The 13,105-nt window shown below is 36.5% G+C and carries 16 protein-coding genes; 10 read left to right on the forward strand and 6 right to left on the reverse strand.

Annotated features, from left to right (window positions below; genetic code table 11):
• Positions 1–279 precede the first annotated feature (279 nt).
• The 3 genes from rlmD to ACFSAH_RS06070 all read left to right on the forward strand — a co-directional run bounded on the left by rlmD (position 280) and on the right by ACFSAH_RS06070 (position 2,664).
• Positions 280–1,677 carry a 23S rRNA (uracil(1939)-C(5))-methyltransferase RlmD gene (rlmD, locus tag ACFSAH_RS06060; protein WP_379661815.1) on the forward strand — a complete coding sequence of 466 codons (1,398 nt, stop codon included), beginning with the start codon at positions 280–282 and terminating at the stop codon, positions 1,675–1,677.
• Positions 1,677–2,066 (forward strand): hypothetical protein, encoded by a 390-nt coding sequence (locus ACFSAH_RS06065; RefSeq protein ID WP_379661816.1) that lies wholly within the window; start codon positions 1,677–1,679, stop codon positions 2,064–2,066. Before rlmD ends, ACFSAH_RS06065 begins: the two co-directional genes overlap by 1 nt.
• Positions 2,067–2,151: 85 nt before the next feature.
• On the forward strand, positions 2,152–2,664 hold the full coding sequence (locus ACFSAH_RS06070; RefSeq protein WP_379661817.1) for a phosphoribosyltransferase family protein: 513 nt from the start codon (positions 2,152–2,154) through the stop codon (positions 2,662–2,664).
• A gap of 2 nt (positions 2,665–2,666) precedes the next feature.
• Here ACFSAH_RS06070 and ACFSAH_RS06075 read toward each other — a convergent pair whose 3' ends face one another.
• From ACFSAH_RS06075 to ACFSAH_RS06085, 3 genes are all read right to left on the reverse strand, one after another.
• On the reverse strand, positions 2,667–3,179 hold the full coding sequence (locus ACFSAH_RS06075; RefSeq protein ID WP_379661818.1) for a shikimate kinase: 513 nt from the start codon (positions 3,177–3,179) through the stop codon (positions 2,667–2,669).
• A gap of 91 nt (positions 3,180–3,270) precedes the next feature.
• Positions 3,271–4,431: a BT_3928 family protein gene (locus tag ACFSAH_RS06080; RefSeq protein ID WP_379661819.1), complete on the reverse strand. Its 1,161-nt coding sequence runs from the start codon at positions 4,429–4,431 to the stop codon at positions 3,271–3,273.
• A 2-nt stretch (positions 4,432–4,433) separates the two neighbouring features.
• The gene (locus tag ACFSAH_RS06085) at positions 4,434–4,979 is read right to left on the reverse strand and encodes a DUF1599 domain-containing protein (protein ID WP_379661820.1); all 546 of its coding nucleotides are present in this window, start codon (positions 4,977–4,979) and stop codon (positions 4,434–4,436) included.
• Positions 4,980–5,040: 61 nt separating this feature from the next.
• Between ACFSAH_RS06085 and folP the strand changes: the two genes are divergently transcribed.
• The 3 genes from folP to ACFSAH_RS06100 are packed head-to-tail and all read left to right on the forward strand — an operon-like array spanning position 5,041 to position 7,011.
• A complete protein-coding gene (gene folP / locus ACFSAH_RS06090) occupies positions 5,041–5,910 on the forward strand; it encodes a dihydropteroate synthase (RefSeq protein ID WP_379661821.1) in 870 nt (289 codons plus the stop codon).
• 40 nt (positions 5,911–5,950) lie between these two features.
• The gene (gene cdaA, locus ACFSAH_RS06095) at positions 5,951–6,742 is read left to right on the forward strand and encodes a diadenylate cyclase CdaA (RefSeq protein ID WP_379661822.1); all 792 of its coding nucleotides are present in this window, start codon (positions 5,951–5,953) and stop codon (positions 6,740–6,742) included.
• Between the two features lie 11 nt (positions 6,743–6,753).
• Positions 6,754–7,011, forward strand: a complete 258-nt coding sequence (locus tag ACFSAH_RS06100) for a (2Fe-2S) ferredoxin domain-containing protein (RefSeq protein ID WP_379661823.1) — start codon at positions 6,754–6,756, stop codon at positions 7,009–7,011.
• Between the two features lie 136 nt (positions 7,012–7,147).
• Here ACFSAH_RS06100 and ACFSAH_RS06105 read toward each other — a convergent pair whose 3' ends face one another.
• The gene (locus tag ACFSAH_RS06105) at positions 7,148–7,501 is read right to left on the reverse strand and encodes a HesB/IscA family protein (RefSeq protein ID WP_379661824.1); all 354 of its coding nucleotides are present in this window, start codon (positions 7,499–7,501) and stop codon (positions 7,148–7,150) included.
• A 92-nt stretch (positions 7,502–7,593) separates the two neighbouring features.
• Between ACFSAH_RS06105 and ACFSAH_RS06110 the strand changes: the two genes are divergently transcribed.
• From ACFSAH_RS06110 to dnaA, 4 genes are all read left to right on the forward strand, one after another.
• Positions 7,594–8,121: a DUF7935 family protein gene (locus ACFSAH_RS06110; protein WP_379661825.1), complete on the forward strand. Its 528-nt coding sequence runs from the start codon at positions 7,594–7,596 to the stop codon at positions 8,119–8,121.
• Positions 8,122–8,133: 12 nt separating this feature from the next.
• Positions 8,134–8,886: a 5'-nucleotidase C-terminal domain-containing protein gene (locus tag ACFSAH_RS06115; RefSeq protein WP_379661826.1), complete on the forward strand. Its 753-nt coding sequence runs from the start codon at positions 8,134–8,136 to the stop codon at positions 8,884–8,886.
• Positions 8,864–9,811: a bifunctional metallophosphatase/5'-nucleotidase gene (locus ACFSAH_RS06120; protein WP_379661827.1), complete on the forward strand. Its 948-nt coding sequence runs from the start codon at positions 8,864–8,866 to the stop codon at positions 9,809–9,811. The genes ACFSAH_RS06115 and ACFSAH_RS06120 overlap by 23 nt, the downstream gene beginning before the upstream one ends.
• Before the next feature lie 96 nt (positions 9,812–9,907).
• Complete coding sequence (gene dnaA, locus ACFSAH_RS06125) at positions 9,908–11,335, forward strand: chromosomal replication initiator protein DnaA (protein ID WP_379661828.1); 1,428 nt, start codon at positions 9,908–9,910, stop codon at positions 11,333–11,335.
• 205 nt (positions 11,336–11,540) lie between these two features.
• Here dnaA and ACFSAH_RS06130 read toward each other — a convergent pair whose 3' ends face one another.
• Positions 11,541–12,092: an NUDIX hydrolase gene (locus ACFSAH_RS06130; protein WP_379661829.1), complete on the reverse strand. Its 552-nt coding sequence runs from the start codon at positions 12,090–12,092 to the stop codon at positions 11,541–11,543.
• A gap of 242 nt (positions 12,093–12,334) precedes the next feature.
• Positions 12,335–13,099 (reverse strand): TPM domain-containing protein, encoded by a 765-nt coding sequence (locus ACFSAH_RS06135; RefSeq protein ID WP_379661830.1) that lies wholly within the window; start codon positions 13,097–13,099, stop codon positions 12,335–12,337.
• Between the last annotated feature and the right edge of the window lie 6 nt (positions 13,100–13,105).

Consider the following 13,105-nt stretch of genomic DNA (forward strand, 5'->3'; position numbering starts at 1 on the left):
CTTTATGGAAATATGAAACTGATGAACAGAGGTTTAGCTCATTTTTCGGAACTGGTTGATAAAAAGTTTACGATTGAAGAAAAGCCAGCCAACAGATTCTACTTGTTTATAGTAGGTCTTTTTATCTGATATCCTGTATAAAGCTGTTCTTTTCTGGAATAGATGGGATTATATTGACCTAAATTTACATTTTTAACTTCCATCAAACACTTTAAACCAGCTGCAAATTGTTGTAACTGTTTAAAAAAACGTAAATTTGCCTTCCAAAAAATAAGATCATTGGCTAATCAAAAGATACTAGAAGAACTGCATGTATTTGATATTGCAGAAGAAGGAAAAGGTGTTGCAAGACACGAAGATTTAGTTGTTTTTATAGAAAAGGCTATTCCGGGCGATGTAGTTGATGCTGCGGTTTATAAGAAAAAGAAAAAATTTGCCGAAGCTAAGATTCATGCGCTAAAAGTATTCTCAGAAGATAGGCAAGATCCTTTCTGTACACACTTTGGAGTGTGCGGAGGATGTAAATGGCAGCACATGTCGTATACAGCGCAGTTAAAGTATAAGCAAAAATCTGTTTCGGATGCACTTCAAAGATTAGGGGGGATAGATGTTTCAGGAGTTGAAGATATTTTGCCATCGTCAGAAACATCCTATTACCGTAATAAGCTGGAATATACTTTTTCTAATAAACGTTGGTTAACAGATGAAGATATTGCAAGTGGCTTAGATAAAGAAATGAATGCTTTAGGTTTTCATGTCCCTTTGCGGTTTGATAAAATTCTGGATATAGAGCATTGTTATCTGCAGGCAGATCCTTCCAATACGATTAGAAACAGTATAAGAGATTTTGCGCTGGAACATCATATTTCTTTTTATGATTTGAGGGCTCATGAGGGGGCTTTACGAAATCTTATTATCCGAACTTCTTCTACGGGAGAAATTATGGTAATTGTTGTGTTTGCCTATCCGGAAGAAGGGCAAATAGAATTATTGATGAGTTATGTGGAAAAGACCTTTCCTCAAATTACATCGCTGCTCTATATCGTTAACCAGAAGAAAAATGATACCATATTCGATCAGGAAGTAAATGTATATAGAGGAGAGCCTTTTATTTTTGAAGAAATGGAAGGTTTGAAATTCAGGATAGGTCCAAAATCTTTCTACCAAACCAATTCTTTGCAGGCTTACGAACTTTATAAGATAACCAGAGATTTTGCCGGACTGTCCGGAAATGAACTGGTCTATGATTTATATACAGGAACAGGTACTATAGCCAATTTTGTGGCGCGTAGTACAAAAGAAGTTGTTGGTGTAGAGTACGTTCCCAGTGCCATAGAAGATGCTAAAATTAATTCGCAGATCAATAATATCCATAATACCAAATTTTATGCTGGTGATATGAAGGATGTTTTGAATGCTGATTTTATTGCGGAACATGGAAAGCCTGATGTAGTCATCACCGATCCGCCGAGAGCAGGAATGCATGCTGATGTGGTGGCGAGGCTGGTAGAAATGGAAGCAGATAAAATTGTTTATGTAAGTTGTAATGCGGCCACACAAGCCAGGGATCTAGCCTTGCTGACAGATAAATATGATGTGGTTAGGATTAAACCGGTAGATATGTTTCCGCATACTCAACACGTAGAAAATGTTGTACTTTTAAAATTGAAGAAATAATGGATGCAGAAGAACTTTTAGGGAATGTGGGAGGTGAGCAGGAGTTACCTAAAGAATCTCCTTTGATATCTCTTCAGAAAGATCTTAACTTTTATAAGGATACCCTACGGGAAGTTGCTGTGGATATTATGGTAGAAGGTCTTTCGTTATATCCAATTTTTATAGCGCACCAGCATCAGGTTTCTATTGGTGAGATTATTATAGATAAGGAAGAGATGGGTAGGGAATGGACTGTACAGGTATCTACGCTTGAAGAGTTTTTAGAGAAAGGGATTATCGAAAAAGACAAGAAAGATGTTTTTCTATATAGCTACAAAGATCCGGATGCTTATGCTTGTGTTTTTGCGGTTGTACCGGAAGGAGCTAATTTTGTATTTGTACCTTATTAAAAAATAAAAATTGGGGAGTTTTAAATATATCATCCTTAGAAAAATAAGAGAAATTATTTAACTTAACATCTGAAAAATAAAGTTTATGCCGTCCAATAAAAGAGTTCTTATCTTAAACCATATTCAGGTTCAACAGAAGATAAATAGGATTGCCTACCAGATTCTGGAAGATAATATAGATGAAAAGGAGATTATTTTAGCGGGTGTTGTAGCCAGAGGTTATCGTTTGGCTTTGAGACTGCAAAAAGTTCTGAAAAAAATCAGTGATCTAAAAATCAGGATAGTAAAGGTTGAGCTGAATAAAGATAGTTCTAAGCTTGAATCGGCTATAGATGTACCTTTAAGTGAATGCGAAAATAAGGTGATTATCCTGATTGATGATGTGTTAAACAGTGGACGTACTATTGCTTACGGACTGGGTGTATTCCTTAATATTCCTTTGAAAAAATTGAGATCTGTTGTTTTAATTAACAGAAGTCATAAGTTGTTTCCTGTTTCTGCAGATTTTGTGGGACTGGAACTGTCTACCGTTCTAAAAGAACATGTGTCTGTTGTTTTAGACGAAAACGGAGAGGAAGACGGAGTTTACCTCATGTAGTTCTACATGAGGTTTTCTTTTTCCAAAGCGGCAATAACATCGTCAGGTGTTAAATCTACGCCATCAAGTTTTATTCTGGCCTGTTCATAAAAAGGCCTTCGTTCTTTTAGTTTTTCTTTAATAAATTCCAACAGTTCTTCCTTAGACTTCCCTTTAATCAATGGTCTTTCGGTTTTTGCAGCAATTAAGCGATCTGCCAATACTTTTTCTGGTGGATCAATAAAAATGGTAATACCGTTATTATTCATCCATTCCATATTGTCGAAAAAGCAGGGTGCGCCGCCGCCTGTAGAAACAATAGCATCTTCTGCTATGGCAGATTGTTGTAATGTGTCACGCTCTATTTCCCTGAAATGATTTTCGCCTTTTTGCACAAAAATATCAGGAATAGATGCCTGTTGTGTGGTTTCTATCAAAACGTCCAGATCTATAAAAGGACGGTTTAGTTTTGCAGACAGCTTTTTCCCCATTCGGGTTTTTCCGCAGCCCATATATCCAACTAAAAATATTTTCATTCGTTTAAGTTTTAAAATCCAGTATATCCTTATAAAAATGGTTTTCAGGCTTTGAAACATCCATAATAACAATACATAAAAGTTTTACAACCTATTTTCCAAGATAACCATTCTCTAACTCTTCATAAGAAGGAAGGTCGCTTGAAGGCCATTTTTTAATAATTACACCATTCTTCATTAAAATAAGTCCCGGGTTAGATCTGACCATACTTTTTAAGGGAACGGCATCAGCATAAAAAATCTCAAACATCAATTTGTTTTCTTTGGCTAGTTTATCTGCATCCTGTGCCGAATTTGATGTTAACAGTACCGTTCTGGTATTGTAGTTTTTTGCCGTATTGATAGCTAATGTGTTAATGGTTTGGATAGCGCTCTCATTTGCTTTGTCGAGCTTCCAGCCCACCGCTATCAGATTATAATAAGGGTTTTCTATAATTTCATGCGTATAACTTACCCCTTGTGAATCAAAAATGTTAAGGTCTTTGATTTTTGGTTGGTAACCTGCTTTTACTAATACCGGATCAGATGAAGATATAAATTCCCAGTCTGGGTTCTCGTAGATTTTGGTGGCAAGATATTCCTTGTCGTTAATCTTTTTCTCTTCACCTGTAGATTTACTTTTTAGCGTATATATAATCTCATACTCGTCTTGTGGTGCGCCTTCGGGAATCTTCATAGATTCGGGAATATTTGCCCCCTCTTTATAGGGAAGAAAATCTATAATCGGTAAATAGTAATAAGTATAAAGTCCAAAAGCTAAGGGTAATAGAAAAGATATCCACGTTAAAAATTTGTTGTGTTTTTGAGATACGCCCCGCTGACGTTCTTTAACAAATAAATAAGTGATAAGTACTAAAAGTACAAGGTCTTTTGCAAAAGATTGCCATGGTGTTAACGGAATGGCATCGCCAAAGCACCCACAACTTTTAACCACATCAAATGCAGCAGAATAAAAGGTTAAAAAGGTAAAGAAAATAACCAGTGCCAGTAATCCGGTGTTTACATTTTTTTTAGATATGCCTAACAGAAGCAAAATCCCTAAAGAAACTTCCAGTGTACAAATAAAGATAGAGAAAAATACAGCTAAGGGACTAAGTGCTACCACATGAAAAACTTCGAAATATTCTTCGAGTTTGTAAGAAAAACCAAGTGGATCGTTTAATTTAATAAGTCCTGAAAAAATGAAAAGTAAGCCAACAAAAAATCTTACAATCCATTCTAAAGTTGATGCGCTTTTTCTCGATCTAATCATTGTCAATCCGCTAAACCTAATTTAATTAATGCAAAAACAGCGTAGTTTAACATGTCCTGATAATTCGCCTTTACACCTTCCGAAGCAATGGTTAGTCCGGCATTATCTTCAATTTGTTTCACTCTGAGGATTTTTTGAAGAATGAGGTCGGTTAACGAGCTAATTCTCATTTCTCGCCAGGCTTCTCCATAATCATGGTTTTTGGCAAACATCAAGTCTTTGGTCTCCTGTACCCTTTTGTCAAATTCCGTGTCAACAAAAGAAGGATCAAGTTCTGTGCCGATTTGCTGGTCCAGTTCAAGTTGTAGGATTGCCATTACACAATAATTGATAATACCAATGTATTCTCCCTTAACATCATCGCCAACTTTACTGACTTTTTTTTCTTCAAGGGTACGGATGCGCTGTGCTTTAATAAATATCTGATCGGTTAATGAACTGGGTCTTAAAATTCTCCATGCAGTGCCGTAATCACGGGTTTTCTTCATGAATAAATCTTTACATATTTTTATAACCTTATCGTATTGTGCAGATGTGTCGAATGCCAAAGCTTTAATTATTATAGTGTTTAGAATGTAACTAATCGTATTTTTGACGAATATAAATATTATGGATAAAGATACATTTTTTCAGGTAAAGACAACCTTAAATGTGAAGGGGAAACTGTTGGATTTATCGAGTCCTTTGGTGATGGGGATTCTCAATATTACCCCGGATTCTTTTTATGCCGGAAGCAGGTTAGATAAAAAAGAGGAAATCCTGAAACGTGTAGAAAATTTTATTACTGAAGGGGTAGATGTGATAGATATAGGAGCCTATTCTTCGCGTCCCGGAGCAGAAGATGTATCGGCTCAAGAGGAAATGGGTAGGTTGTTGCCGGTGATAACAGCTATAAAAGAAAGCTTCCCGGAAACTATTTTGTCTGTAGATACTTTTAGAGGAAGTGTGGCGGAGGCGGCTATAGGAGCGGGAGCGCATATTATCAATGATATTTCGGGAGGAGAGTTAGATGATGAAATGTTTGCTACAGTAGCAAAATTGCAGGTCCCTTATGTTTTGATGCACATGAAAGGAACCCCTAAAAACATGACCTCTTTAACTCAATACGATGATTTGTTTGGAGAATTGATGGAATATTTCTCTAGTAAGATCAATCATTTAAAAGCTTTAGGTGTTAAAGATATTATTTTGGATCCCGGTTTTGGCTTTGCTAAAAATACAGAACAGAATTATTATTTGCTTTCCAGAATTAATGAGATGCGTATATTGGGGGGTCCTGTTTTGGTGGGAATATCCCGCAAGACTATGATATGGAAAACTTTGGGTATTAAACCCGAAGAGGCCCTAAACGGTACAACGGTTCTTAACGTACTTGCTTTACAAAATGGAGCTTCAATTTTAAGAGTACATGATGTGATGCAGGCAAAAGAATGTATAAAACTGTTGGAGGTGTATAATAGAAACAAAGATTTTTTATAAATTGAACCACGGCATTCTGCCCGAAATAATATAAGTCGACATGGAGTTTCTGGACTTTAGCTTTTTGAAAATGACGGTTATCGATGTAGTCGATATCCTGTTGGTAGCTATTATTATTTATTATATCTACAATCTTATACGGGGAACCATTGCAGTAAATATATTTATTGGTTTTATTCTTATTTACGTTCTTTATTTTGTGGCCAGCAAAATGTTGCACATGAAATTGCTATCGGGCATACTCAATAGCTTTGTTAGTGTGGGCTTGATAGCACTGATTATTGTTTTTCAGCAAGAATTCAGGCGTTTTTTGCTATCTATTGGTAAAAACATATCCTTAAGAAATAAGTTGTGGATGAAACTGGTGTTTGGGAAAGAGGAAGTAGAAAAAAATAACCTGGCAAAGATTAAGCCTATTATAGATGCCTGTAAAAGTATGAAACAGACAAGAACGGGTGCATTAATTGTTTTTTCTAAATATTTTGATCAGGATGTTTTTGGTAATACAGGTGAGTTTGTTGATGCCCGAATTTCTAAACGGCTTATAGAAAGTATTTTTCAGAAACATAGCCCTATACATGATGGCGCTGTGGTGATTGCAGAAAATCGTATTAAAACCGCAGGATGCATTTTGCCTTTAACGGAAAATGATAAACTACCTCCTCAATTTGGGTTAAGACACCGGGCTGGAATAGGTATTACAGAAACCAGCGAGTGTACGGCATTAATTGTATCTGAAGAAACGGGCGAAATTTCTTATGCACAACAAGGTAAGGTGAAAATGAATATTAGTTTTACCGAATTGGAACGTTTGTTGAATAAAGATTTTTAAAAATTAGTGCTATGAGCAGATTCACTATTCCGAATCAGATTATATACGTTTGCACAGGCAGCAAATGTGGTAAAAAAGGTGGAAAAGATTGCTACAAAGAGTTGAAATCCTATATTAAGAATAATAAGATGAAGAGAGATACTGAAGTGATTAGGATTGAGTGTAGTGATAGATGTAAGTTTGCACCGGTTTTAAACTTTCAGCCACAGAATATATGGTTAAAAGAATATTCAGAAAAAGAAGTAATTAGGCTATTAGAAAAGCTTTAGGGAAGTGATTCGAGTCTAGTGTGGCTTTTATACTTCCAACAGCGTTTTGCTCTAAGGAAGAAAAATAGCCTTTAAAAAAATCCTTACCTTAAATAAGGATTTTTTAAAGAAATTATTTGTACCTTTTATAGCTCTGTTAAACCGAGAAGCTGGTTCCGCACCCGCAAGTACTGGAAGCATTGGGGTTGTTAAAAACAAAACCTCTGGCATTTAAACCTTGTTGGAAATCAATTTCCATACCGGCTAAATATAAACCATGTGCTTTATGCATGAAAACCCTTATTCCATCAATATTGTACTCACTGTCTCCCTCTTTTATCTGGTCAAAACCTAAAACATAGTTCATTCCAGAACATCCGCCACCCTCAACACCTACGCGTAAGCCGAAGTCAGCACCCAGTTCTTGTTGAGATATTAACTTTTTTACTTCGTTTTTAGCACCATCTGTTAAGGTAACAGGGGCTACACTTGCTGCAGTTTCTGTACTCATAAGTTTTCAATAAATTTACTTCAAATATAAGTTAAAATGCAGATGTTTGTTTCAAAGAAAACTCAATTTTACTATCATCTTACAAAATTTATATGGACATAACCTCTTTACTATACGATATACTTAAACTGGTAATTGCGGGTGTTATTCTGCTATTTGTTGCTTATTATATGTTTAAGGGATTTTTTGAAAACTATAAATATACTTCTTTGTTAGGCTATAAGAGTAACATCAACAAAGAAGTTCTGCCGTTGAAGTTACAAGCCCTGGAACGTATGACATTGTTTATAGAAAGGATAAACCCAACAAATTTGATGATGCGATTGCACACAACCGGCCAAAGCGCTGGTGAATTACAGATGAGAGCACTTGAAGAGATTAGGGAAGAATATCAGCATAATGTAACACAGCAATTGTATCTGTCGACAGACACGTGGTCTATAATCAAAAGGGTAAAAGAAGATACCATTATGTTGATTAACACCAGTAAAAACGAGTTGCCTGCTGATGCCAGTGCCGTAGCATTAAGTAAAGTGGTGTTTGCTAAATTATCAGCTTTGGAAAGCGATCCTTATGAGCTGGCTTTGATGACTGTGAGAAGTCAGTTGCAAAATTTATAATCATTTTCTTATATGAGTAAAAAATTGATGAAAGGTTTGTGTTATGTAATGTTGGCATTGGGGCTACAGGCGTGTAGTCCAAAATATTATGTATCTAAACCTCAGTCACAGCAATATCTGATTACAAAAGACTTGTCTCAGGATTCCGTATTGTTAGCTTATTACAATCCCTATAAGAAACAAATGGATTCGATTATGAATGAGATTGTAGTGGTTTCGGAAAAGGAGATATCAAAGGATAAACCAGAAGGGCTACTGAATGATTTTTTTGCTGATGCTATAGCTGACGCAGCTAAAGATAAAGGGATTATTTTTGATATAGCTTTTTCAAATTATGGAGGGTTACGAACATCTATTCCGAAAGGAGAGGTTCCTTTATCTAAAATATTTGAATTGATGCCTTTTGAAAATGCTCTGGTTTGTGTGAAATTCTCAGGAAAGGATATGCCGGCTTTTTTTGATTTTTTAGCAAAATCTGGAGGAGATGCCTTGTCAGGAGCCAGATTTAAGATTGACCGGGCTTCTGGAAAAGCTGTAGATGTGCTTATAAATGGTAAACCTATAGATGTTGATAAAGAATATATTGTTTTAACCTCAGATTATATGGCTAATGGTGGAGATGGGGGTGCTATTTTTCAGAAATCTAAAGAAATCATAGATCAGAACTTTCTCTTAAGAGATGCGCTAATCTATTATGTGCGGAAACAAAATAAACAAGGGAAAACACTAAATCCGATACTTGATGGAAGAATTAGTTATAGATAGAAGGAAATTTATAAAATCCGTCTCGGCAGGAAGCGCTCTTTTGGCGTTAGGGTTTAAGCCCGAAAGCTTATTCGCAAAAGATGATTTTGTAAAGATTACCATTTTGCATACCAATGATGTGCATAGCAGAATAGACCCTTTTCCTATGGATGGCAGCCGAAATCAGGGAAGAGGAGGTGTAGCGCCTCGAGCAGCTTTGATTAAACAAATCAGAAAGGAAGAGCAAAACGTTTTTTTATTTGATGCAGGGGATATATTTCAGGGGACACCTTATTTTAATTATTGGGGAGGAGAGCTGGAGATAAAAATGATGAGTATGATGGGATATGATGCAGGAATTATGGGAAACCATGACTTTGATAATGGTGTTGGTGGTTTTGCTAAACAATTGCCACATGCCAATTTCCCAATCATTAACTCTAATTATGATTTCTCGGAAACAGAACTGGATAAAAAGACAATTCCTTATAAGATATATATAAAGGATGGAGTAAAGGTAGGTGTTTATGGCATAGGGATAGATTTTGAGGGGTTAGTTAATAAAAGAGAGTATGGTAACTCTAAATATATAGATGCGCTTGGAAAAGCTTTGGAAATGGAAAAACAGCTAAAGCTTAATCATAAATGTAATCTGGTAGTTTGTTTATCACATTTAGGTTATAAGTATAAAGGGAATAAGATAAGCGATGTTGTTTTGGCCTCAAAAACGTATTATACCGATTTAATTATAGGAGGACACACCCATACATTTTTGCCACGACCTGATATTATACGTAATCTTTCGGGGAATGAGGTGCTGGTAAATCAAGTTGGCTTTGCCGGAATCAATTTAGGTCGGATTGACTATATTTTTAGTAGAAAAAACAATAAAAAAGTAGTATATTCATCTGCTATAGAAGTGGTTGAGAATAATTTTAAAATATAGTTTTTAATGCCGATTTTTTTTTGAATATTCGAATCACGGAAATGAGCAACCCCGCAAATTTCCATCGCATTTAAAATCAGTTTATTAGGAGAAAATATGGAAAAAACTTGTGCCAGCGTTTGGGAAAGCTGTCTTCAAATTATTAAGGATAATATACCGACCCAGAGTTTTAAAACTTGGTTCGAACCTATATCACCACTTAAGCTTGAGGGGAGCATTTTAACTATACAGGTACCGAGTTTGTTTTTTTACGAGTGGTTAGAAGAGCACTATGTAGGGCTACTTAGAAAGACAATCAAGAATCAGTTAGGAGAGACGGGAAGATTAGAATATAATATTGTAGTCGAAAAATCATCGGCACAGAAACCTTATACAACCAATATGCCTTCTAGTGGTAATGGGGCAGAAGGGAAAAATCAATCGATTCCCATGCCGGTAGCTTTAAATAAAGACATAAAGAATCCTTTTGTTATACCGGGACTTAAAAAGTTGCAGGTAGATCCTCAGCTAAATCCAAATTATACTTTTGAGAATTTTATAGAAGGAGACTGTAATCGTTTGGCAAGATCTGCAGGATTTGCAGTAGCCGCTAAACCGGGAGGTACTTCTTTTAATCCCTTAATGATTTACGGAGGCGTAGGTTTAGGGAAAACGCATTTAGCCCAGGCAATAGGTAACGAAATTAAAGCTACTATGCCTGATAAGCTAGTGATATGTGTTTCCTGTGAAAAGTTTTGCCAGCAGTTTGTAGATTCATTAAAAAACAATACCATTAACGATTTTGTGAATTTCTACCAGGCCATGGATGTTATTATTATGGATGACGTTCATAACTTTGCCGGAAAAGACAAGACACAGGATATATTCTTCCATATTTTTAACCACTTGCACCAATCAGGCAAGCAATTAATTATTACTTCTGACAAAGCTCCGAAAGATTTAGCGGGACTAGAGGAAAGGCTTTTGTCGAGATTTAAATGGGGTTTGTCTGCAGATTTGACCGTTCCGGATATTGAAACCCGTATGGCTATTCTGAAAAAGAAAATGTATCAGGACGGAATCGAACTGCCGGAAGATGTTATTGAATATGTAGCGCACAATATAGATAATAATGTTCGTGAGCTGGAAGGAGCGATGGTTTCTTTATTAGCGCAATCTACACTGAACAAAAAAGAAGTTGATTTATCTTTGGCTAAACAGATGCTAAAGAACTTTATCAAAAACTCCAATAAAGAAATTTCTATGGAATACATCCAGAAATTAGTGTGTGAGTATTTTGAAGTTCCTGTAGAAATGGTGAAATCAAAAACGAGAAAAAGAGAAATTGTTCAGGCTCGTCAGATATCCATGTACCTGGCTAAAAGTCATACCAAAACATCTTTAAAATCTATAGGTGCTTTCTTTGGAGGCAGAGATCACTCTACGGTGATATATGCTTGTCAGACAGTAGAAGATTTAATAGATACAGATAAGAAATTCAAAACCTATGTTCATGATATTCAGAAAAAACTGAAAATGAACTAAGACTTCTAATAATAAGTATTGCAAACAAGAAAGGGCCGTCTCATAAAGTGGAATGTCATATTGAGCACTTCGACAAGCTCAGTACAGGCTTGTCGAAATATGCCTTGAATGCACTAGGCAGGCTTCGACTCCGCTCAGCCTGACAAAAAGCACTAATTTGAGACTGCCTCTTTTTGTTTTAAAGGAGTAATGAATGTTACATTCATTACTTCAATGCCTGTAGTTTTATTAAGGCATACATCAGGGCAGAAGTATGCAAAGCCTGAGGAAATTGGTTTTCCAGGAGTAATTGTTTCACTTCTTCTATAGAATGTAAACTTACTTCTATCTCTTCATGTTCGTCTAGTTCCTGGTCTTTGATTTTTTTGCCACCTCTGGCTAAAAAACTATGGGTTATATTATTTGACGTGGAGGGATTAGCGTATACGGCTGCTAAGGGTTCAATATCTTCAAAAAGATAACCGGTTTCTTCTAATAACTCTCTCTTAATGGCCTCTTCAGGTGCTTCATCGCCATCAATTACACCTCCGGGGATTTCCAATGATATAATATCGGCGCCATGTCTGTACTGTTTAATCAATATAATTTTGCCATCTTCTGTAACGGCTACAGCATTTACCCAATCTGGATATTCCATTACATAGTATTCGTTGGCAATTTTTCCGTTAGGTAATTGACAAGTGTCTACTCTTAATGTGGCCCAAGGAGATTTATTGATGTATTTGGAATTTAGTTGTTTCCATTTTTGTATTGTCATTTTCTATATGTTTAGTTTTTCCCAGAGCAAATAGGGATTAAAAATATAAGCCAGGTGATCCGGATAATACCTTTTCAGGAGAATTCTGTTTTCTGTTTAACCAGATAGAGGGACTGTCTAATAAGGTCAAAAAACGCATTATGGCGAGGAAAGATGATGAAGCAATCTGGTCATGTAAAAATACAGATTGCGTCGATTCATCGGAATGATCCTTGGCTTTTCGGGATTCTTTTTATCTGGATTTACCAGCTTCCGCTGCTTCCTCCGCCACCGAAACTTCCGCCTCCAAATCCGCCAAAACCACCACCCGAGCCTCCTCCAAATCCACCTCCTCCGTTTCCACGACCACTATTGCCCATTCCATTTAAAACAGACCACCAAAATATATCGGCGCCACCTCGCCCTCCAATAACATTTCTTCCACCGCCGCCTTTTCCACCTCTGCCGATAAGGGTGATTACTATAATGGCTATAAGTATGATAAGACCAATTGGGATGCCCTCGCCTTCTTTTTTAGGGCCATTTCCCTTGTATTCGCCTTTATTGTAGCTAATGATTGCTGATGTAGCGTCGTCCAGGCCTTTGTAGTAATCTCCGGATCTGAAATTGGGTTTTATTTCATTATCAATAATTCGTTTGGTGATAATGTCCGGAAGCATGCCTTCCATTCCATATCCGGTTTGTATGGTGACTTTACGGTCATCGATAGCGGCCAGAAGCAGTACGCCCGTATTCTTGTCTTTGCGTCCAATACCCCAGGCTCTTCCCAATTTGTAACCGTAATCGCTAATATCGTAACCATCCAATGACCTGATTAAAACCACGGCTACTTGTATAGAGGTAGAGTCGTCAAAAGCAACCAGTTTATTCTCTAACGATCGCTTTTCTTCAGCGGTTAAAGTTCCTGTGTAGTCATTTACTAAGGTATTGGGTTTGGGAGGGAAATCCTGAGCAAAAGAAAAAAGGGTAGAAATGGTGATTAAGGTGACAAAAAGTAATTTTTTCATTTATTT

Origin of the sequence: Pseudopedobacter beijingensis, from assembly GCF_042678145.1 — a bacterium.
GTDB lineage: Bacteria > Bacteroidota > Bacteroidia > Sphingobacteriales > Sphingobacteriaceae > Pseudopedobacter > Pseudopedobacter beijingensis.

Coding starts and splice junctions, on each gene's coding strand:
- dnaA (WP_379661828.1), top strand. CDS start 9,908: ATGGAAAAAACTTGTGCCAGCGTTTGGGAAAGCTGTCTTCAAATTATT.
- ACFSAH_RS06065 (WP_379661816.1), top strand. CDS start 1,677: ATGGATGCAGAAGAACTTTTAGGGAATGTGGGAGGTGAGCAGGAGTTA.
- ACFSAH_RS06105 (WP_379661824.1), bottom strand. CDS start 7,501: ATGAGTACAGAAACTGCAGCAAGTGTAGCCCCTGTTACCTTAACAGAT.
- ACFSAH_RS06070 (WP_379661817.1), top strand. CDS start 2,152: ATGCCGTCCAATAAAAGAGTTCTTATCTTAAACCATATTCAGGTTCAA.
- ACFSAH_RS06115 (WP_379661826.1), top strand. CDS start 8,134: ATGAGTAAAAAATTGATGAAAGGTTTGTGTTATGTAATGTTGGCATTG.
- ACFSAH_RS06100 (WP_379661823.1), top strand. CDS start 6,754: ATGAGCAGATTCACTATTCCGAATCAGATTATATACGTTTGCACAGGC.
- folP (WP_379661821.1), top strand. CDS start 5,041: ATGGATAAAGATACATTTTTTCAGGTAAAGACAACCTTAAATGTGAAG.
- cdaA (WP_379661822.1), top strand. CDS start 5,951: ATGGAGTTTCTGGACTTTAGCTTTTTGAAAATGACGGTTATCGATGTA.
- ACFSAH_RS06080 (WP_379661819.1), bottom strand. CDS start 4,431: ATGATTAGATCGAGAAAAAGCGCATCAACTTTAGAATGGATTGTAAGA.
- ACFSAH_RS06075 (WP_379661818.1), bottom strand. CDS start 3,179: ATGAAAATATTTTTAGTTGGATATATGGGCTGCGGAAAAACCCGAATG.
- ACFSAH_RS06110 (WP_379661825.1), top strand. CDS start 7,594: ATGGACATAACCTCTTTACTATACGATATACTTAAACTGGTAATTGCG.
- ACFSAH_RS06130 (WP_379661829.1), bottom strand. CDS start 12,092: ATGACAATACAAAAATGGAAACAACTAAATTCCAAATACATCAATAAA.
- ACFSAH_RS06135 (WP_379661830.1), bottom strand. CDS start 13,099: ATGAAAAAATTACTTTTTGTCACCTTAATCACCATTTCTACCCTTTTT.
- ACFSAH_RS06120 (WP_379661827.1), top strand. CDS start 8,864: ATGGAAGAATTAGTTATAGATAGAAGGAAATTTATAAAATCCGTCTCG.